Raw genomic sequence first — 17,950 nt, 5'->3', positions numbered from 1 at the left:
CATCTATTGCCTGAGGCAAAGCGCTACCACCAGCAATATCTGTACAAAGTTCCCAATGGGTACTGTGGAATCGGCGGTACCGGGGTCTCCTGCCCAGCCGGTCTGATGTCCGGCGAGGCGTAGGCAGACATAGCGGCCGGTCCTTGCGTAGAGCGAGGACCGGCATTTTGCTACTTCGAGTAGTAAACTGAGCCTATGAGCATGCCAGAGCGAGACTTCGCCCCGGGAGACGGCCCAGCCGCCAAGGTCAGTGTGTCTCTGAGAACGGGTAACATTCGCGCTGTCCGAGAGCGAGTCGGGGCCCGGGGGTTTTCCGCCTACGTTGATGCCGCTGTGGAGCGCCAGATCGAGCGGGATCTCTTGGAGGAGGCCCTGCAGGCGAACGAGGCCGCTTCTGGGCCGATCCCCCAGTCTTTGCGTGATGAGGCGGCGGAGTTGTTCCGCCACGTCAAGTCCGCGCCCGAACTCCAAGGGGAGGACGGATGGCGCGCGCACGAAGCCGGTTGAGCGCGGGCACCGTCGTTCTCGATTGCGAGGGGCTCGTGAAGTGGTGCGAGGCCGACCAGCGGGTGACAGCGTTCGTACGGGAGGCGCAGGACAACGACTTTCGGGTTGTGGTCAGCGCCATGACACCGATCGAGGCACAAGACGTCCGCGTCAGAAGCGAGCGTCTCAAGTGGTATCTGTCCCGGCTGAAGATCGAGCCGGTGACCGAGGACATCTCGTCGCGAGCGATCGAGCTTCTTCGAGATGCCCGCCTGCACGGTCACAAGTACGCCATCGACGCTGTAGTCGCGGCCACCGCACTGCGCTCGGTGCGCCCTGCCGTCGTTCTGACGTCTGACGAGGACGACATGAGCAAACTGTGCGGGAAGGCGGTGCAGGTGGTCCCTGTCTGAGACTGCTTGAGGGCCGAGCAGGAGTCTCCGGAACTATTGCGGGAGGCGAAGCGCTACCACCAGCAGTACCTGTTCAAGAACCCGAACGGCTACTGCGGCATCGGCGGCACGGGGGTGGCCTGCCCGGTCGGCCTGACGTCCGGCGAGGCGTGACCGGCTGGGATTCGGCCTACTGCCATCGATTTTCCTGATCGCTGGGGCGCGTGCGGGTCACGCATTGGGACGCGCCCGACTTCTGTCTCGCGGCGGCAGACCTTCAGGAGGGGTGCGACCAGACGTTGATCATGGCGTCCCGGCTCTTTCTTGCCTTGATCAAGCCCGTTCACGCTCAAGCCATGACCGCCGACACCGCCTAGCAGTGGGAATTCGAAGTCACCAGCGACGGACGTTCCGCTAGGTCATCGATCGCCTCGGCACCCGAAGCACACCGACTGGTCGGCGCCGGTCGGGAGGGTGAGGCCGGCGTAGACCTGGTGGTCGTGGCCGATGAAGGAGTTGAAGCCGGGGAGTTCACCGCCGTGGTAGTACATCGAGGCGTCGGGCCGAAGCGCTGGTAGGCGATGCCGTACCCGTACTTCTTCCCATCGGGCGCGGCCGGGTCCTCGGCTTGCGGACTGTGGAGCCACTGCTGCTGGAACGTGGGGTTGAGGACCTTGCCCGTCACCAGGGACCGGATCCAGATGGCCAGGTCGTTCGCGGGGGAGATGACGCCTCCGGCGGCGGTGGCGTGGGAGGGGTTCTGGTGGGTGTGGTCCACCGGCTGGAGCTTTCCTGACCGGGCCGCCGCCTGCACGTCGGCGGGCAGCGAGGTCCCCGCCGGTCCGAGCGGGGCGCACAGCCGGTCACGGAACTGCTGGGCCAGCGGGTGGCCGCCTGCCTTCTTGGCGACGAGGTCCAGCAGCGCGTAGTTGGAGATGCTGTACTCGTAGGTTGCGTCGGGTGTGAAGTTCGGTGGGCGCCCGAACGCGATGTCCAGCATGGCCTGCGGCGTCAAAGCCTTGTGCGGGTCGACGTCCATGGTCGCCGCGAGTTCGGGTGCGTTGGTGTAGTTGTAGAGTCCGCTGTGCATCTTCAGCAGCTCGGCGATGGTGATGTGGTCGCCGTTGGGCACTCCGGGAACGTAGTCGGATACCGGGTCACTCAGCCGGAGTTCGCCGTCCTGGGCGAGGAGGATGATCAGCGCCGAGGTCATGGCCTGGTGTTGCAGGAAGTGGTCGCCCGTGGTGGGCGGTTTGGCCGTGCCCAGCTCAGTTGTGCCGGCGGTCGCCCGGAAGGTTCCTGCGGGGTGCGGAGCAGGACCACCGTGCCGGGGACCATGAGCTACTTCGCCGCACGCTCGACGGCGGACTGGAACACGGCCGGATCGATGGACCCCAGCGCCGACGGAGTGGGTCGGAGGCGCTCGCCGTCGGCGCAGGTGTGGTCCCGGAGTACTGGCGTTGCACCCGGGTTGGGGTGGTGCCCTTCTTTTCGAAGGGCGTAGCTTCTCTTCAGGGACCGATAGCGGTGAATCAGTGCAAGCCATCTTGTTCGCAGACCACGTTGGTGAACTTGCCAGTTTCAAGCGCGTTCGGGGGGACCATCACACGCTCGAACCCGTCGTCGTTCCGCAGGCCGCCCGAGAGCGTGAGGAGATGTTCGTATCCGTCTGCCCTCTTTCCGACCCAGCTGTCGATGTGAGGCCAGCCGAACGCCTGGCTGTCTCCGGGCGCGAATCCCTGTCGGGCCCGGCAGTAGTAGTCCCACTCCTCACGGAGCGGCCCCTGCACGAACCGTTCGGTTGGGGACTCCCAATGGTCTTCGTCATAGTCGGGTTCGGCGCGGTAGTCGAATGTCTGAAGGACCGGGTCGCCCTCGTCGTACTCGCCCGAAACCGACGGCAGAGTGATGATTGGCGCCGCATGCAGCCCGACCAAGGTGAGGATCTCCCCCTGCGCCGGTGTCGGCGTCTCCACGGCATGGGCTGGATCTGCGCAGATGATCGTGCATTCGTCGATACCCCGTCGGACGGCCTTGAAGACGTTGACCAGGCCAAGCCGGGCGGGCAGTCGGTCACCGAGCAATGGGGCCAGTTCGTCGGTGTCCAGCACGGCGAACAGGCTGAGCGGGGCTCCGTCCGTGGCCTGCGGCCATGGCGTTCCCGGTTCCAGAAGCGCTGAGCCCCCTGCGCGGGACCGGCCGGTTGGGGGCATGTCGGGGCCGGCGGGCTTGAGCACGAACCCCGGCCGGGCAAGAGCGGCCATCTGCCGGCCGAGCCGCTCACCCAACAGCTCGATACAGAGTTCGTGGACTTCGGCCAGGGAGCGCTGTTGATCCATGGGCCGAATCTCAGCAGACGAACACGACAGATTTCTCGATCTTTCTGCTGATCGGCCGTCCCTGTTCCAGGGTGTGGTCGTAACACAGGAACTCGCGACGGCTGGATAGGTGGCGGATGCAGCCAGTGCTACGCCGGTCGGCTGCCTGCACACGGGCGCGCTGTTGGCGCTCGGCCCTGTGCTCGGCTTCCGGGCGTGCCGCTGCTCCCAGCATGCGCGCCACCATATGCCTGGACGGTGTGGAGAGGTGAGCCGATCCACCAGCAGACGACACCGTCGACCTGCTCGTATATCCGCCTGAAGCCGCTCCCATTGCGGGCGCGGTTTCCCCGAGCAGGCGGACACGTCGTTGTCGGCGTCGCCTGTCCGGTCGGTCTGACCTCCGGCGAGGCGTAGACCTGCGGAGACAGCTGTGATTTGGCTCTCGGTCGCCGGCCCCGTCCGGGCGTGCGGCTGAGGGCCGGTCTCGGACGGCGCAGGCCTACGGCCGGGTGCCGCAAGGGGGCCGTTCGTGCCTCCTGTCCCGTCGGCGTTGGCGCGCGACGGCTTCCTGCGCTTCCCGTGACAGACCTGGTGCGGTACGCCTGACTACCGTCACGTTGACAGATTCGCCGCGAAGAGGATCGGCCTAATTTCGGTGTCACTTGAAAGAAACATCGAAAGGGCAGGTCATGAAGGCGACGCGGATGGCAGGGATGGGTCTCGCGGTCGGGGCGGTGCTTGCGCTGTGCACGATCGTGAGCCCGGCGCAGGCGACCGAGGAGGGCTGGGACGGAGCGGGCTGTGTGGAGGCGCGGCCGGAGGTCACCTCCATCAGCGGCTGGGTGTCGCCAAACGCCTGCACCTTCATCAAGCGGCAGATCAAGTTCGGCAAGGTCACCACATCCGACCGGGTGAGCGCCTACGTCGACATCTGGTCCAAGGACGCGACGCTGTGGGAGCCGGCGAAGGTGAGCAGCCCGCTGCTCCAGGGTGAGGAGGCCATCAGGAAGGCGATCAGCGGAACGCTCAGCCTCGTCCCCGACTTCCGCTTCCGCGGCACGCGCATCGCTGTGAACGGTCCCGCTGTGATGTTCGAAGCGCACAACGAGGCCACGGTCAAGGGACACGAGATCGCCTACCCTGCGGTCTACCGGGTTCAGCTGACCGACGGTGGCAAGGTCGTCCAGGGCCGCCGCTACTACGATCGGCACACCTTGTTCAAGCCGCTCGACCCCGGGTTGCCCGACCCTTTTGCCGACGTCGCCGACGGCAGCACCCCCGATCAGGGCCGCAAGCCCGTCCTCGACCCCGACGAGCTCGTCGCCCGCGGCGAGGCGTGGAACAACGAGGACGCGGAGGCCCTGGTGGGTCGGCTCACCGGCGCGCCACTGTCCGCCCCTGGCCTGAACGGCGGCACGCTGCGCACCATGCAGGGCAAGCTCGCCTACCTGAAGAGGTTCTTTGATCAGGTCAGCGACGTCCAGCTGCAGCCGGGCCAGGCGGTCAAGGTCGACGGCGCGACATACCTGGAATGGCACGGCACGCTCCTACCCAAGGGGCAGACCGAACCGGTCAGTTTCGGCATCATCGAGCGCGTCGGCGACACCGGTGGCATCTCGAGCGACTGGACCCTGACCTTCGACCGGCTGCCGCTCGTCGCCGACGAAGCGAAGATCATCGAGCTGTACGGCAGGCTCATGTAGCGATCGCGGCCAGCTCCGCCCGCGAGGAGATCCCCAGCTTGGGGAAGGCCTTGTACAGGTGGTAGCCGACGGTGCGCGGGCTGAGGTACAGCTGGGCCGCGATGTCGCGGTTGGACGCGCCCGTGGCGGCCAGCCGTACCACCTGCCTCTCCTGCGCGGTGAGGACGCTGAGCGGGTCGTTCGCCTGGCGCGGAGCTGCGGGGACGTCGCCGGTGGCGCGCAGCTCCCCGCGGGCCCGCTCGGCCCACAGCGTCATGCCGAGCCGGTCGAACGTCTCCAGGGCCGCGCGCAGCTGGGCGCGGGCGGCGGCGCGCCTGCGCGCACGACGCAACCACTCGCCGTAGAGCAGTCGTGTGCGGGCCTGCTCGTGCGGCTGCTCGCCTTGCTCGTGCACCTGCACCGCCTCGTCGTACAGGTCCTCGTCGTCCTCGACGAGGGCACGGCAGCGCAGTGCGACCGCATTGGCGGACGGCATGCCGACGCCGGCCGCCCAGGCCAGGTAGTACGCCAGGGGCTCGCGCGCCAGCTCGGGCTTCCCGGCTCTGACCGCGGCCTCGATCCGGTCGGGGGCGGAGAAGACGGACACCGGCGCCGTGGCGGGGGAAATCCTCTCCAGGATCCCCAGCGACGCCTCTGGCCGGCCCAGCGCGAGCTCCAGCCGCCCGAGCCCGGCCACCGCGACCGCCTCAGCCGTGCGGAGCCCGCGCGCTCCCGCCTGTTCCAAGGCGGCCGCGGCCGCCGCCCGGCAATCCTGCTCGTCACCCAGCTCGCCGCGGGCCAATGCGAGCAGCGCGGTGAGCGCGACCGCTCCGTTCCGTTGCCCCAGGTCGCCGACCATGGGGATGATCTCCTCCAGCCTGGCCGCCGCTTCGTGATATCTGCCGAGCAGCATCTGCGCCTGCAGCCGGGTCTCCACCGCGACGGTCAGCCAGCCACGCATGTCGTGGGCCCTACACTCGGCCTCGACGCGCGCCGCGACAGCCTCGCCCTGACCGTAGCGCCCGATCGGCGCGCACAGCTGTGCCACGAAGAGCAGACCCGGCACCTGGAGCGCGGACAGATCCGGAGCGAGCACCAGCCCCTGCATGAGCGTGACCGCATCCTGCAGCTCGCCGTTGATCAGTGCGGCCAGCCCGAGCGCGCCGCTCATCAGCGGAGAGCCGACCTCGGGCAGGGCCCTGAGCAGCTTCGCCGCCTGCTCCGCAAGGCCCGGGTCACTGGCGTACCATCCACAGCGCACCGCCTCCACGAGCAGGTAGGCCGCCCGCTCGGCGTCCAGCGGGGCGACCCGCTCCGCGCCGGCGATGATGAGCTCGCCGGCCGCGGCCTGGCTGCCCTGCTCGAACTCTCGATGGGCGCGCACCTGGATCAGGCGGGCGAGGGCCAGCGGGTCCTGGATCTTCTCACTGGCCCGGTCAGCCAGCGTGCCCGCGCGAGTCGGCTGGCCCGCGTCGCTGGCCGCCACGGCCGCCGCGGCCAGCCGTACCGAGCGCTTGGCGGTGTCGGGGGTGAGTTCGGCGGCCCGTTCGTAGGCCGCGGCCATGGCCGCATAACCGGAACGGGTGCGCGCCCGTTCCGCGGCCAGCTCCAGCTCGCGCGCCACCTCCTCGTCAGGTGTGGTCGTCGCCGCGGCCAGATGCCAGGCCCGGCGGTCGGCGTGCTCGGCGCCGTCGAGCACCTCGGCGAGCGCAAGCCGTACGGCCAGCCGTGACGTCAACGGCACGTTCTGGTAGGCAGCGGCCCTGATGAGCGGATGCCTGAAGGCCACCGCGGCCCCGTTCACCGTGACCAGCTTGGCCTGCTCCGCCGCTTCCAGGTCCGCCAGCCGGGCGGAGAAGGACTCCGCGGCACGCAGCACGATGCCCAGGTCGCCCGTGTCGTCGGCGGCGAGCACCGCGAGCAGGGCCTGAGCCGTGCGGGGCAGCGCCCTGATCTGCTGCTGGAAGGCCTCTTGCACCCGGTTGGCGACCGGAATCGTGGTGAAGGGGTTCAGCTGCCCGGCTTGCTGCTCCGCGGTGAACGTGGACGGCAGTTCCAGGAGCGCAAGTGGATTGCCGCCCGCCTCGGCCAGGACGCGGTCACGCACCTTCGGCGCCAGGTCCCTGGCCGACTCGGCCAGCAGTGCGACGGCGGCATCGCGGTCCACACCGTCCAGCCACAGCTCGGGTAGCCCTTGTGGGTGGAACTCCGCCCTTCCCGCGAACACCATCATGATGCCTTCCGCGTCCAGCCGCCGCGCCACGAACACCAGCGTGTCGATGGACGCCCGATCGAACCACTGCGCGTCATCGACCAGGCAGAGCAGCGGCCCGTCGCCCGCGACCTCGGCCAGCAGGCTGAGCACGGCCAGCCCGACGAGAAACCGGTTCACCGGAGGCGCCGCAGCCAGCCCCAGCGCGCCCCGCAGCGCCGCCGCCTGTGGTTCGGGCAGCGCGTCGATCCGGTCAAGCTCGGAACGTAGGAGCAGATGCAGGGCCGCATACGGCAGCTCCGCCTCGGACTCGATGCCGACCCCGTGAAGCACCCGCACTCCCGCAGCGCGTTCGATCACATGGCCGAGCAAGGCGGACTTCCCGATACCCGGCTGCCCGCGCACCACGAGCACACCGCTGCGCCCGGATCGCGCGTCCGCCAGCAGCCGATCCAGCTGCGCCTGCTCCGCAGCCCGCCCGTACAACATGGCCGAAAATCTAGCGGAACGTGCGTCATACCTCCGGCGTGGCATCGGCGGCGAAGCGCCAGGGCTGGAACAGCCTGCCCAGTGTGCGAGCGGGTGACCTTGACCGGGCACTACCGTCACGATGACAGATTCGGCGCGGCACCGGCCTTCGTAATTTCGATGGCAGCAGGGACGACAGCGTCCCGCACCACGAAAGGATCTGATCATGGCCACCACTGCCGCCGGTTCCGACGCCGAGGCCAAGTTGCTGCGGTTCGCGCTCAAGCAGGACGCCATCGGGTCGGGCGCCAACGGCCTCGTCTTCCTCGTCGTCGCACCGATCTTCGGCTCGATGCTCGGCCTGCCCGCCACCTTCCTCGTACCGGTCGGCACGTTCCTGGTCGCCTTCGCCGCGACTCTCCTCTACATTGCCGGCCGTCCGGTGGTGAACAGAGCGGCGGCGATCGCGGTGATGGTGGTCAACGTGGCATGGGTGCTGGCCAGCGCCGAGATGCTGATCGCCGAGTGGTTCCCGCTAGCCGGTCTGGGCACCGCCTTCGTGATCGCCCAGGCGGTGGTGGTGGCAGGTTTCACCGGCCTGCAGTTCGCCGGGCTCCGCAAGGCCTGAGCGGATGCCGGGGATGTGGCTGGAGCGTGCGCCTCCGAATGGACAAGGTGCGCGCCATGCGCACCGAGGTGCGGTCCGGCTCGGTCGTCAACGCCGCGGGCAAGAAGGTGGCCAGCATGGACGGCGACACCTTCGGCGGGCGCGAACATGGCGACGCCGAGGTCCTGCGCGGCGACCTCCACCGGCTGCTGTACAGCACGACCGACGGTGTCACCTACCGCTTCGGCGACTCCGTCACCGCCCTGGACGAGGGGCCCGATGGAGTAAAGGTCACCCTGTCCGACGGCATGCGCTCGGTCACCCGGGCCCTGGCCTTCGGGCCCGACGCGCGGTTCGTGCGCGACATGGGCTACTACGTCTCGGTCTTCACCGTGCCCAACCACCTGGGCCTGGACCGCGAGGAGCTCACCTACGTCGGGCCCGGTCGTACCGCTCTGACCTACGCCACCGCGCGGGAGGCGGGGGCCAAGGCCATGTTCCTGTTCGCCTCCGAGCCGCTGCGTACGGCTATCGCAACCGTGCGGAGCAGGAGCGGCTCCTGGCCGCGGCGTACGCGGATGAGGGCTGGGAGGCCGCCGCTAACTCAGCGCCGTCGACAGCCACTTGCCGCCTACTCGTACGTAAAGGCGTCTGTTGGTCGAGTCGACAGCAAGTGTCCCGTCGACCGGGGTGTGCGTGAACGAGGCGTCGCTGACCGCGCCCGCGACCATCCGCAGCGGCGGGTTCGGCTGGTTCTTGGTTGGGACGGTACCGCCGGACTGCCCTCCGATGTTCGCGTAGCAGTTCTCCACCCGGAAATCGCCGGTGCTTGAGGCTTCGTAGTAAATGTGAGTGCCGGTCGGCTTTGTGGAGTAGCGCCCCACGACGTTACGCAGGACGGCGGTCGAGCCGGAGCCGGAGTAGAGATCGATCCCGGAGTTGACCGTCGCCGCCGACGAGCTGTTGGCGATCAGCACGTTCTCCAGGGCGCCGGCGCTTCCCGCCCAGGCGATGATGTTCTGTGCAGTGGAATACCCGGAGGCAAAACCACCCGCGTAAGCATAGATATTGGACGCATAGACATGCCGACAGGACGCGTCGACCTTCAGATGAGGGCCGCCCTGCATCCTGGAGGTTTCGAATTTGCAGTCCGTCAGATAGATCCCATTGGGATTATTGTTCTTCGCGGTGCCCTGGGTGATCCACAAGGCGCCGGTGCCGAATGCCTCCATGCGGCATCCGATGAAATGGATCTGGTTGACGTTGTCGGCACTGTATCCCCAGCCGGTCGTGGCCGAGGAGTTTCGAAGCCACACGTTGGGCTGAGTAGTGCTGTTCGCTGTGCCGGTGCTCTCCTCGATCACCAGATTGTAGAACCTGGAGTCCCAGAACTCGACGGCGTCGATGCACAGGTCGTTGTTGCTCGACATGAAAACATCACGAAAGTAGGAGTTGTCATTGTAGTAAAGCTCGAGCAGTAACCCGGTCTTGCCGCTGCCGTTGAACCCGAGGTTCTCAATCGAACAGTAGCGCCGATGTTTCGACCCGCTCGTGTCGGTTGGGGCTCCGGACATACGCAACAGGATGCCGTTCGCTTTCTTGACCAGCGTGGAGGCCTTGCTGCTCGCGCCGACCAGTCGGATTCCGTTGCCGCCGATGGACAAGGCCGGACCGCCGGCCGTCGGGGTGACCGCGTACGCCCCCGCGGGGAAGTACACGGTTCCGCCTCCAGCGGCCACCGCCGCATCGATCGCGGCCTGGATCTTCGGGGTGTCGTCATCGGCCCCGTTGCCGAGCGCCCCGTAGTCCTTGACGTTGAACCAGTCCAGCGGGGCCGTCTCCGCCGCCGCAGTCGGGGTCTTCGCGATCATGGCGGCACCCGCCAGCCCTGCAGCGGTGCCCCACAACGCTCTACGCCCCATGCTCGGACTCTTCGGCTCCGTCATGCCACAGCCCCCTAGATCAACTTGAGGGATTAAATCAGTTCTTGACCGATCCGCGTCACTGGTACCTCAAGGACGATGGCGTGAGCGCCGTCGGCGTCGATGAGGTGCTCTTCCACGGTGGGACCGGTGACTGCCAGGCGGTGACGGTGCAGCCAGCCGAACAGGTCCTGCCCGGCGCGGACCACCCCTGCCGAGGGTGAAGCGACGGCTCGTACGACGGTGCGGGCAGGCAGCAAGAGTTGCTCGCCGGCGCCGTCGGTGGTCACCGCGGCGGCGAAGCCGCCCGTCGGCTGCCCGCGGAGCCAGGTCAGCAGGGTCGCCGGTGGCGCCGGGCAGACGGCGGCCAGTTCGGCGGGATGGTTGAGGCGCATGTGGCGGACACGTAGGCGACGCGAGTCCACTGCGGTCTGCTGAGGCAGGACCGACATCGGCACGGCGAGGTGGTCCTCGGCTTGAGCCGCGGTCGCGGCCAGCGCGGCGATGTCACGCCTGATGTTCGCCACGATCTCGGTCAGCGCCTGCCGCACCTGTGTCTCGGGAGCGTCCAGCAGATCGGCGATCTGGCGCAGCGGCAGGCCGAGGTGCCGCAGGCCTCGGATGCGTTCGAGCCGGGACAGCTCGGCCACGCCGTACCAGCGGTAGCCGGTGGCACGGTCGACCGCGGCGGGAACCAGCAACCCGACCTTGTCGTAGTGGCGCAGGGTCCGTTCGGATACGCCGACCATGCGCGCCAGTTGCCCGATCCGCCACATGGCGTCCCCTCTGCTGGCAGGTTGACTTTGTCCCTGCGTCAGGGTTCTACCGTCACGGTCCATGACTGATCCGAACCCTCGGCGCCGGCTAACCGGTGTGCTGCTGTTGACGTCGCTGGTAGCCATGATCGCCGGTACGGCCATCGTGGTGCCATCGGGGTTGACCCTGAGTCCGTCCGACCCCGGCGCCGCGCTGGACGCGGTGAGCGAGCGCGTCGGACCGCACTTGGCCGAGCTGGCCTTCGACGTGCTGGGCTGGCTGGCACTGACCGCGGCCGGGCTTGTGATGGCTGTCCGCCCGGCCGAGACGTCAAGACCGTATCTGGTGACGCTGGCCGGTGGCCTGCTGGCCGGCGCCGGGCTGGCGGGCCTGCTTCATGACGCCGGAAACCTGGCACTGACCCAGCTGGCCGCCCGCCAGACCGCTCCGGCCGCCGCCACGGTGGCCCTGGCCGTCCTGCTCACGGCCAAATGGGCAGTCAATCTGGCCGGGCTGCTGTGGGTCGCCGCCACCGTCGCCGGCGCAGTGGGCATCCCGATGCCCGCCGGGCTCCGTGTCACCGGCATGATCGCCGCACTTGGCGGCCTGGCCGCGGTCGTGCTTCCGTGGACGACCGGGACCGACGGCCCTACAGGGGCACAGGAACAGCTCGGGTATGCGCTCCACCTGCCCGTCATGATCTGGTACGGGGTCCTGGGCTGGCGGTATCTACGCAGGCAGCATGCGGTCGCTGCTGCTCTTGATCACCGGCCCGAGCCGCAATAGACGGCTGCTGCGGCATCGGTGGGACCGGGGTCTCCTGCCCGGTCGGACTGACGGCGATTGTCGTGCTTCAGTTGCAAGGCGTTCACTGCCACCAGTGCCGATAGGGCTCCTGCAGCTGCGTCTCGAGGATCTCGGTCGCCGACTCCTTGGGCAGGATCGGGTCTGGGGACTTCTCCTTCCAGGGGTAGTTGAACAGCCAGGAGAACGGCTCGTCCTTTTCCAGGCGGTCGAAGTACGTGCCTTCTTCGTCGTGGTAGAGGTCAACGTATTCGACGTAGGCGATCTGGGGCAGCAGCAGCTCGGCGTCCGCGGGGATCATGTCGTACCAGAAGCCCATCTGCTGGTTGAACTCGCGCAGGTACTGGCGGGCGCGCTCGTCGTCCTCGTTGTCCTCGCCGCCGGCCCACTCCCACAGGTCATCGATCTCGAAGTCGCCGACGGCCTTGGCGCAGTTTTCCTTGTATCGCCAGTAGAGCTCGCCGAACGAGAGGAGCACGTCGCCCGTCCGGCCCGCGTCGTAGGCGAGCGTCTTCGCGCTGCCGTGCAGCATCCTGAGCGCCTGCTGGCACAGCTCCGCCGCCTCGCTGCCCCACACCTGAGCCAGCCCCTTCGAGTGCCCCTCGATGGCGGACGCCGCATCGGCCATCCGGTCGGCGAAGTTGTGAAGCACCACGCCGAGGTCCAGCAGGCGCTCCGGATGGCTCCGTTCGAAGAACTTCCTGATGCCGGCCGCGCTGTTGGCCGAGACGTCCTCCTCGTGCCACGGCTCGGTGTCAGAGGGAGGCCGGGAACGACCCGGATCCTGCTGCCCGTGGACAACCTTGCGCAGCTTGTCCAGACGGCGGTCGAGGATTCCCTCGGCCGTGTCATAGTTCATGGCGGCGACGTACACCAGCTGGCCGAAGCCCTCGTGCGACTTGTGGAATGCCTCTGACCGCTCCTCGAGGTGAGAGAACTTCCGGTTGAGCGCGTCCATCATCTTGTCCGCAGATGCCCATGCGCCGTCCAGATCGGTGCGCGGGACGGGGACGGAGGAGTAGGCACCGAAGGCGGTCCCCATGACGTAGTGCCCGAAGGCGTCACTCGGCGTGCGATCCGAATGCGTTCCGCCGCTGAGGGAGGTCTTCGCGCTGAGGGCGTCAATGGCCATTTGCGTTGAGCGCTTCTTGAGCTCCGCCCGGTTGACGATTATCCCGCGCCCGGGCGCCGGCCAAGATCGGTCCAGCTCGAGACCGTTGTGCCACTGCCTCCAGGGTTCGGAGCTCGGGGGGTCCTGCATGCGCGTGTCCTTCCGGCGCTACGGGCCGATCACGACGGCCGAAGGAACGCCGCCCGTCGCCGCCTACATACATGTTAGGCATAGCCGTAATCTTCCCGTCAAGATCGCGTAACCCCCGACTCGCCGGCTCTTCACCATGGATCGCTCCAGGCAGGCTCTGCCGGGTCGGGTTGCCCTCGAAGTACGCTTCTGGCGTTCATCGGTGATCGGTTGCATGCGCCTGGTCCAGGAGGATGAGGGGTACGGCAGCCGCGGCGAGGGCGGCCCCGATCAAGCAGACCGATGTGAGAGCGGCTCCTTGCGTGAGCGAGGCGGCTGCCAGAACGGGGGTGATGCTGATGCCCAGCTGGAACGCCGACACGGTGGTGGCGCCGGCGAGGGTCGGCGCGTCGGCTGCGATGGCGAAGACGCGGCCGTAGAGGGCGGGGTTCAGCACGAACGCGGCGACGCCGATCAGAAAGACCATGGGCACCACCACCCAGACCTGCCGGATCGCGATCGCCAGCACGACCGACAGGATCACGACCGCCGATGCGCCCGTAAGGAGGGCGAGGTGAGGGCGCTGGTCGGAGACGCGGCCGCCGATGGACAGACCGACGAAGGCGCCGACTCCGAAAAGCGCGAGGATCGCCGGGATCCAGACCTCGGGGACGGCGGTGATGCCGGCGAGCATGGCCGACAGGTAGTTGAACGTGATCATGTACGCCGCGGTGGTCAGGATCGTGATCGCGTAGATGCCCCAGAGCAGCGGCTTCCGCATCGTGGCGAGCTCACGCGAAACGCTCGGCCCGGAGGGCCGGTCGGTGTCAGGGGCGGTGGCGGGGAGCCCGAGGAGGCAGCCGATGAGGCCGGCGACCGTCAGGGCCACGACGGCCCAGAAGCCGCCGCGCCATTGGATGAAGTGGCTGAGCAGCGTGCCTGCGGGGCCGCCGAGGACCATTGCCACGCTGAGCCCGCTGACCACGACTCCGGAGGCGCGGGCGTTCCGGTCCGGCGTCACCAGGCTGATCGCGGTCACCGACGCGACGGCGAAGAAGCCCGCGTAGGCGATCCCCGAGACCACCCTCGTCAGCAGCAGAACCTGGTAATCGCCCACCAGGCCGACGGCGATGCCGGCGGCGAAGAGGGCCTGGGTCGCCACCAGCGCGGTGCGGCGCGGCCAACGCAGGCTGAGCACGGCGAACGGCGGCCCGCCGATCACGACACCCAGCGCGAACGCGGTGATCAGGAACCCGGCCGAGGAGAGCGTGACGTCCAGATCGGCGGCCACCTCCGGCAGCACGCCGGCCAGCAGGAACTCCGCGCTCCCCATCGCGAACAGGCTGAAAGCGAGCAGGTACACGCCGGCGGGCAACCTGCCGGAGGGAACGTTCCGGGACGTCTCCGCGGTGATGCCGGCCATCAGCTCGCACCCACGGCAGCGGACAGCTCCCGTTCCAGCAGCCAGGCGGTCATGTTGATGGCGGCGGTGGAGCCCGCGCCCGCGGCGGCGATGACCTGCGCCCGGGGGTTGACCACGTTCCCGGCCGCCCAGAGCCCGGGGACATTCGTGGCACCTTGGGGATCGACGGCGACGAGTCCGCTCACCGGGTCCTTGCCCGCGCCGAGCGTGGTCAGGATCGCGTCATGGGGCACCGGGCGAGGCGCCACGAAGACGGCCTCGCACGTGACCGTCTCGCCGTTGTCGAGCTCGATCGCGACCCAACCCTCGCCACTCGTTGAGACCCGGGCGACGCGCGCGTCGACCAGGCGCACGCCGTACGCCGTGAGGCGCTGCCGCTCGGCGGTGCCGACCTCGGTGCCGTTGACGCAGAACGTCACGGAGGAGCTGTAGCGGCGCATCAGCGCGGCCAGATGTGCCGACACCGCCGCCATCGTGCTGCCGATCACGACGACGGCGCGTCCCCGCACCTCGTAGCCATGGCAGTGGGGGCAGTGGTGCACCTCCGAGGCCCACCGTTCGGACAGTCCAGGGATGTCGGGCAGTTCGTCGGTCAGCCCGGTCGCGACCAGCACCGACCTGGCGCGAAGGGCGCGGCCGTCGTCGAGCAGCAGCTCGAACGTGCCGTCCGGGGCGCGCCGCGCGTCGGTCACCGACGCCCGCACATGTGTCCCGCCGTAATGCGTGAGCTCGTCTCGCCCGGTCGCGACGAACTCCCTCGGCGCCATGCCGTCCCGGGACAGGTACCCGTGCATGTGATCGACGGGCCCGTTCCGGGGCTCCCCGCCGTCGACGACCAGAGTCGCGAACCGGGCTCTCGCGAGCACGACCCCGGCCGACAGGCCGGCGGCCCCGCCGCCGACGACGATCGTGTCCCACAGCGTTGTTGCGTTCATGCGAAGAGGATCGGGAAGCTGGGCCGGAATCGACAAACTTCGTTGCTGATTCCGGGACACATTGATTGACTGCGGCCCATGGACCGGCAACCGAGCGTCAGCGGGGTGATTGAGCAGATCGCTCCCCGGCTGCGACGCGCCCGCGAGAAGAAGGGCGTCAGCCTGGCCGACCTCGCGCGCGCCACCGGCATCTCGACCAGCACGCTGTCCCGGCTCGAATCAGCTCAGCGCAAGCCGAGCCTCGAACTGCTCCTGCCGATCACCGCGGCGCTGGGCATCCCTCTCGACGAGATCGTCGCCGCGCCCCGGATCCTCGATCCGCGGGTGCCGCAGCAGCCCACCAGGAAAGACGGCCGGGTGCTGATCCCGTTGTCGCGGCATCAGGGAGAGCCGCGCGCGTACAAGATGACCATCCCGGCGCACGACGAAGAGCCCCACCTGCGGACCCACGCGGGCTACGAATGGCTCTACGTGCTGCGCGGACGGCTGCGCGTGAGACTGGCCGACCACGACTTCGTCATGGGTGCAGGCGAGGCGGCCGAGTTCGACTGTCAGATTCCGCACTGGTTCGGCGCCGCCGGACGCGGCAGCGTCGAAGTGCTCAGCCTGTTCGGCAAGCAGGGCGAACGCATCCATCTCCGCACCCCACGGCGCTGACACAGGAGCACATGCCACCCCGTGAGCCGGGCTGTCGCTCGAGTGGTCAGCTTCTCTACGCACTGGAGGTTTTCTACGCTTGCGCGGTGAGTAGGGCATCGGCGAGGGCGGTGCGGGCGTAGAGGACCGAACGGCCCGCTCGGTGGGTGCTGGTCAGGCCGGCGGCCCGCAGGGCGGTGAGGTGCTGGGACACGCCCGCCGCGGAAAGGCCCGAGCGTTGGGCGAGTTCGGTGGTCGAGGCGGGCGTGTCCAGTTCGGCCAGGATCAACGCCCGGGAGCGGCCGATCACGGCGGCGAGGGCTTCCGTGTGCGCGTGTGTCCGGCGCTCCCACAACATGCCGATCCCGCGCGCCGGGTAGGCCAGCTGGGGTGGTTCGGACGCGACGGACCGGGTCAGCACCCGCGGCCAGGCGAAGACCGACGGCACCAGGAGCAGCCCGGCTCCGGTCTCGATCCTGGTGATGGCGCAGTGCCGCTGTACCAGGTGGAGGCTGCCGCCGGCCCAACGCACCGTGTGGTGCAGCTCGTCCAGCGCCTGGGCCGTACCCTGCTCGGCCACCTGGCGCCCCCGGTGGAAGATGTCCGCCTCCAGGGTCGAGCGGATCCTGGCCCAGTAGGGCGCGATCGCCAGCCCCCAGTAGAGCTCGATCTCCGCCACGATCCGAGGCAGGCAGCTCTGAGGGGTCCGGTGAAGGCTCCGCAGCCGGGGGGACAATGCGCCTTCGCGCTCAGCGGCGAGGCGGTCGACGTCCTGCCGTATCTGCTCGGGATCGGTGGCCTCGATGGCGGCCAGCTCGTCGGAAAGGCCGGGGGATGGGGTCGCCGGCGCCGGGTTGAGGAAGTCGGGGAGGTGGCCGCTGGGCGGGATCATGTCGGCCAGCCAGCCGCGATCGAGGCCCGCGGCTGCGAGCCGGGGGCGCACCTGGTCGGCCCAGCCGCGGTGCGGGCGCGGCACCACCGCGGCGGCCAGCGCTCTGACGCTGGTGACGACTTCCCACATGGGCGAGACGGCGAACCGGGTCTCGGCCAGATCGTTCACCGAAAAGGCGAGCCGCGCCTTCATCCCACCGCCTCCAGGATTCGGTCTGAGCTTAATCAGTGGACCCTCGGCCTTCTGCCCAGCAGTATCCCGGAAGCAGGACGATCCGAAAGGCAGTCACGTACATGTCTGTTGACACCTCCCCCTCCGTCGATGCCGCGACTCAGCGGAAGGCCCGGCTGTTCCGCGCCCTGAGCGCCGGGCCCGTGCTGGTGCTGCCCAATGCCTGGGACGCCGCCAGTGCGGCCGTCATCGCCGCAGCCGGCGCCACGGCGATCGCCACGACCAGCGGTGGTGTCTCGTGGTCGCTGGGCCGTGGGGACGGGCAGCGGCTCACCCGGGCCGAGATGGCGGAGGCCGCGCGGCGCATCGTGGACTCCGTCGACGTGCCGGTGACGGTCGACGTGGAAGGAGGGTACGGACCTGGCCCGGCGGATGTCGCCGCGACCGTGCGGGCGGTGGTCGAGGCCGGTGCGGTGGGCGTCAATCTGGAGGACTCCACGGCCGTCGGCGGTCCTCTGTTCGACGTGGCCGAGCAGAGCGCCAGGCTGCGCGCCGCCAGGGATGCCGCGGCCGCCGCGTCCCTGCCGGAACTGTTCGTCAACGCCCGTACCGACGTCTTCCTGTTCGGGATCGGCGCACCGGACGGGCAGCTGGGCGAGGTGCTGGAGCGCGCGGAAGCCTACGCGGAGGCGGGAGCCGACGGCATCTTCGTCCCGGGCCTGCTCGACCTGGACGCGCTGAACACCCTCTGCGCGGCATCGCCGCTGCCGGTCAACGCGATGGCCGTCGCGGGTGGACCGGGTGTCACCGAACTCGCGCAGGCCGGGGTACGCAGGGTCAGCCTGGGCACCGGGTTGGCCCAGGCCGCCTACGCCGCGACCCGGAGAGCCGCCGCGGAGCTGCTCGGCACGGGAGGCCTCACGGCGCTGGACGGCTCACTGGACTTCAGCGAACTCGACGTCCTGTTCCGCCGTTGATCGAACCCAGGAGGATGGCGAGGTTA

General features: G+C 68.8%; 17 protein-coding genes and 2 pseudogenes. 9 read left to right on the top strand and 10 right to left on the bottom strand.

What is annotated here, in order from left to right; genetic code table 11:
- Positions 1 to 15: 15 nt before the first annotated feature.
- From ACIBI9_RS54470 to ACIBI9_RS54455, 4 genes and pseudogenes are all read left to right on the top strand, one after another.
- Positions 16 to 123, top strand: a pseudogene (locus ACIBI9_RS54470) (peptide-methionine (S)-S-oxide reductase); the annotation flags it as partial.
- 210 nt (positions 124 to 333) lie between these two features.
- A complete protein-coding gene (locus ACIBI9_RS54465) occupies positions 334 to 507 on the top strand; it encodes a hypothetical protein (protein WP_397235334.1) in 174 nt (57 codons plus the stop codon).
- Positions 483 to 899: a type II toxin-antitoxin system VapC family toxin gene (locus ACIBI9_RS54460; RefSeq protein ID WP_397235333.1), complete on the top strand. Its 417-nt coding sequence runs from the start codon at positions 483 to 485 to the stop codon at positions 897 to 899. Before ACIBI9_RS54465 ends, ACIBI9_RS54460 begins: the two co-directional genes overlap by 25 nt.
- Positions 900 to 944: 45 nt before the next feature.
- A pseudogene (locus ACIBI9_RS54455) lies at positions 945 to 1,052 on the top strand (peptide-methionine (S)-S-oxide reductase); the annotation flags it as partial.
- 199 nt (positions 1,053 to 1,251) lie between these two features.
- Here the strand turns inward: ACIBI9_RS54455 and ACIBI9_RS54450 are convergent.
- The 3 genes from ACIBI9_RS54450 to ACIBI9_RS54440 form a co-directional block, all read right to left on the bottom strand.
- Complete coding sequence (locus ACIBI9_RS54450; protein WP_397235332.1) at positions 1,252 to 2,091, bottom strand: serine hydrolase domain-containing protein; 840 nt, start codon at positions 2,089 to 2,091, stop codon at positions 1,252 to 1,254.
- 319 nt (positions 2,092 to 2,410) lie between these two features.
- Positions 2,411 to 3,217, bottom strand: coding sequence for a DUF1963 domain-containing protein (locus tag ACIBI9_RS54445; RefSeq protein ID WP_397235331.1), 807 nt, complete (start codon positions 3,215 to 3,217; stop codon positions 2,411 to 2,413).
- A gap of 10 nt (positions 3,218 to 3,227) precedes the next feature.
- Positions 3,228 to 3,431 carry a hypothetical protein gene (locus ACIBI9_RS54440; RefSeq protein WP_397235330.1) on the bottom strand — a complete coding sequence of 68 codons (204 nt, stop codon included), beginning with the start codon at positions 3,429 to 3,431 and terminating at the stop codon, positions 3,228 to 3,230.
- Between the two features lie 457 nt (positions 3,432 to 3,888).
- Between ACIBI9_RS54440 and ACIBI9_RS54435 the strand changes: the two genes are divergently transcribed.
- Positions 3,889 to 4,902: a nuclear transport factor 2 family protein gene (locus tag ACIBI9_RS54435; RefSeq protein ID WP_397235329.1), complete on the top strand. Its 1,014-nt coding sequence runs from the start codon at positions 3,889 to 3,891 to the stop codon at positions 4,900 to 4,902.
- Here ACIBI9_RS54435 and ACIBI9_RS54430 read toward each other — a convergent pair.
- Positions 4,895 to 7,582 carry an ATP-binding protein gene (locus ACIBI9_RS54430; protein WP_397235328.1) on the bottom strand — a complete coding sequence of 896 codons (2,688 nt, stop codon included), beginning with the start codon at positions 7,580 to 7,582 and terminating at the stop codon, positions 4,895 to 4,897. The genes ACIBI9_RS54435 and ACIBI9_RS54430 overlap by 8 nt on opposite strands.
- 205 nt (positions 7,583 to 7,787) lie before the next feature.
- Here ACIBI9_RS54430 and ACIBI9_RS54425 point away from each other — a divergent pair, with 205 nt between their 5' ends.
- Positions 7,788 to 8,189 (top strand): hypothetical protein, encoded by a 402-nt coding sequence (locus ACIBI9_RS54425; RefSeq protein WP_397235327.1) that lies wholly within the window; start codon positions 7,788 to 7,790, stop codon positions 8,187 to 8,189.
- Between the two features lie 578 nt (positions 8,190 to 8,767).
- Here the strand turns inward: ACIBI9_RS54425 and ACIBI9_RS54420 are convergent.
- On the bottom strand, positions 8,768 to 10,039 hold the full coding sequence (locus tag ACIBI9_RS54420) for a glycosyl hydrolase family 28-related protein (RefSeq protein ID WP_397235326.1): 1,272 nt from the start codon (positions 10,037 to 10,039) through the stop codon (positions 8,768 to 8,770).
- Positions 10,040 to 10,143: 104 nt separating this feature from the next.
- On the bottom strand, positions 10,144 to 10,866 hold the full coding sequence (locus ACIBI9_RS54415; RefSeq protein WP_397235325.1) for a MerR family transcriptional regulator: 723 nt from the start codon (positions 10,864 to 10,866) through the stop codon (positions 10,144 to 10,146).
- 61 nt (positions 10,867 to 10,927) lie between these two features.
- Between ACIBI9_RS54415 and ACIBI9_RS54410 the strand changes: the two genes are divergently transcribed.
- Complete coding sequence (locus ACIBI9_RS54410) at positions 10,928 to 11,632, top strand: hypothetical protein (protein ID WP_397235324.1); 705 nt, start codon at positions 10,928 to 10,930, stop codon at positions 11,630 to 11,632.
- An 82-nt stretch (positions 11,633 to 11,714) separates the two neighbouring features.
- On the opposite strand, the gene ACIBI9_RS54405 is transcribed toward ACIBI9_RS54410, so the two are convergent.
- The 3 genes from ACIBI9_RS54405 to ACIBI9_RS54395 all read right to left on the bottom strand — a co-directional run bounded on the left by ACIBI9_RS54405 (position 11,715) and on the right by ACIBI9_RS54395 (position 15,248).
- The gene (locus tag ACIBI9_RS54405; protein WP_397235323.1) at positions 11,715 to 12,782 is read right to left on the bottom strand and encodes a hypothetical protein; all 1,068 of its coding nucleotides are present in this window, start codon (positions 12,780 to 12,782) and stop codon (positions 11,715 to 11,717) included.
- Positions 12,783 to 13,107: 325 nt separating this feature from the next.
- Complete coding sequence (locus ACIBI9_RS54400) at positions 13,108 to 14,313, bottom strand: MFS transporter (RefSeq protein ID WP_397235322.1); 1,206 nt, start codon at positions 14,311 to 14,313, stop codon at positions 13,108 to 13,110.
- The gene (locus ACIBI9_RS54395; RefSeq protein WP_397235321.1) at positions 14,313 to 15,248 is read right to left on the bottom strand and encodes an NAD(P)/FAD-dependent oxidoreductase; all 936 of its coding nucleotides are present in this window, start codon (positions 15,246 to 15,248) and stop codon (positions 14,313 to 14,315) included. The genes ACIBI9_RS54400 and ACIBI9_RS54395 overlap by 1 nt, the downstream gene beginning before the upstream one ends.
- Before the next feature lie 78 nt (positions 15,249 to 15,326).
- Here ACIBI9_RS54395 and ACIBI9_RS54390 point away from each other — a divergent pair, with 78 nt between their 5' ends.
- Complete coding sequence (locus ACIBI9_RS54390; protein WP_397235320.1) at positions 15,327 to 15,905, top strand: helix-turn-helix domain-containing protein; 579 nt, start codon at positions 15,327 to 15,329, stop codon at positions 15,903 to 15,905.
- Positions 15,906 to 15,978: 73 nt separating this feature from the next.
- Here the strand turns inward: ACIBI9_RS54390 and ACIBI9_RS54385 are convergent, their stop codons facing one another.
- On the bottom strand, positions 15,979 to 16,968 hold the full coding sequence (locus tag ACIBI9_RS54385; protein WP_397235319.1) for a DUF5937 family protein: 990 nt from the start codon (positions 16,966 to 16,968) through the stop codon (positions 15,979 to 15,981).
- A gap of 101 nt (positions 16,969 to 17,069) precedes the next feature.
- On the opposite strand from ACIBI9_RS54385, the gene ACIBI9_RS54380 reads away from it, so the two are divergent.
- A complete protein-coding gene (locus ACIBI9_RS54380) occupies positions 17,070 to 17,924 on the top strand; it encodes an isocitrate lyase/phosphoenolpyruvate mutase family protein (protein WP_397235318.1) in 855 nt (284 codons plus the stop codon).
- Positions 17,925 to 17,950 lie beyond the last annotated feature (26 nt).

The sequence above is a fragment of the Nonomuraea sp. NPDC050451 genome, from assembly GCF_044458585.1.
This window is presented reverse-complemented; position numbering and strand designations above follow the sequence as displayed.

Coding starts and splice junctions, on each gene's coding strand:
- ACIBI9_RS54460 (WP_397235333.1), top strand. CDS start 483: ATGGCGCGCGCACGAAGCCGGTTGAGCGCGGGCACCGTCGTTCTCGAT.
- ACIBI9_RS54450 (WP_397235332.1), bottom strand. CDS start 2,091: ATGACCTCGGCGCTGATCATCCTCCTCGCCCAGGACGGCGAACTCCGG.
- ACIBI9_RS54445 (WP_397235331.1), bottom strand. CDS start 3,217: ATGGATCAACAGCGCTCCCTGGCCGAAGTCCACGAACTCTGTATCGAG.
- ACIBI9_RS54440 (WP_397235330.1), bottom strand. CDS start 3,431: ATGCTGGGAGCAGCGGCACGCCCGGAAGCCGAGCACAGGGCCGAGCGC.
- ACIBI9_RS54435 (WP_397235329.1), top strand. CDS start 3,889: ATGAAGGCGACGCGGATGGCAGGGATGGGTCTCGCGGTCGGGGCGGTG.
- ACIBI9_RS54430 (WP_397235328.1), bottom strand. CDS start 7,582: ATGTTGTACGGGCGGGCTGCGGAGCAGGCGCAGCTGGATCGGCTGCTG.
- ACIBI9_RS54425 (WP_397235327.1), top strand. CDS start 7,788: ATGGCCACCACTGCCGCCGGTTCCGACGCCGAGGCCAAGTTGCTGCGG.
- ACIBI9_RS54420 (WP_397235326.1), bottom strand. CDS start 10,039: ATGATCGCGAAGACCCCGACTGCGGCGGCGGAGACGGCCCCGCTGGAC.
- ACIBI9_RS54415 (WP_397235325.1), bottom strand. CDS start 10,866: ATGTGGCGGATCGGGCAACTGGCGCGCATGGTCGGCGTATCCGAACGG.
- ACIBI9_RS54410 (WP_397235324.1), top strand. CDS start 10,928: ATGACTGATCCGAACCCTCGGCGCCGGCTAACCGGTGTGCTGCTGTTG.
- ACIBI9_RS54405 (WP_397235323.1), bottom strand. CDS start 12,782: ATGGCCATTGACGCCCTCAGCGCGAAGACCTCCCTCAGCGGCGGAACG.
- ACIBI9_RS54400 (WP_397235322.1), bottom strand. CDS start 14,313: ATGGCCGGCATCACCGCGGAGACGTCCCGGAACGTTCCCTCCGGCAGG.
- ACIBI9_RS54395 (WP_397235321.1), bottom strand. CDS start 15,248: ATGAACGCAACAACGCTGTGGGACACGATCGTCGTCGGCGGCGGGGCC.
- ACIBI9_RS54390 (WP_397235320.1), top strand. CDS start 15,327: ATGGACCGGCAACCGAGCGTCAGCGGGGTGATTGAGCAGATCGCTCCC.
- ACIBI9_RS54385 (WP_397235319.1), bottom strand. CDS start 16,968: ATGAAGGCGCGGCTCGCCTTTTCGGTGAACGATCTGGCCGAGACCCGG.
- ACIBI9_RS54380 (WP_397235318.1), top strand. CDS start 17,070: ATGTCTGTTGACACCTCCCCCTCCGTCGATGCCGCGACTCAGCGGAAG.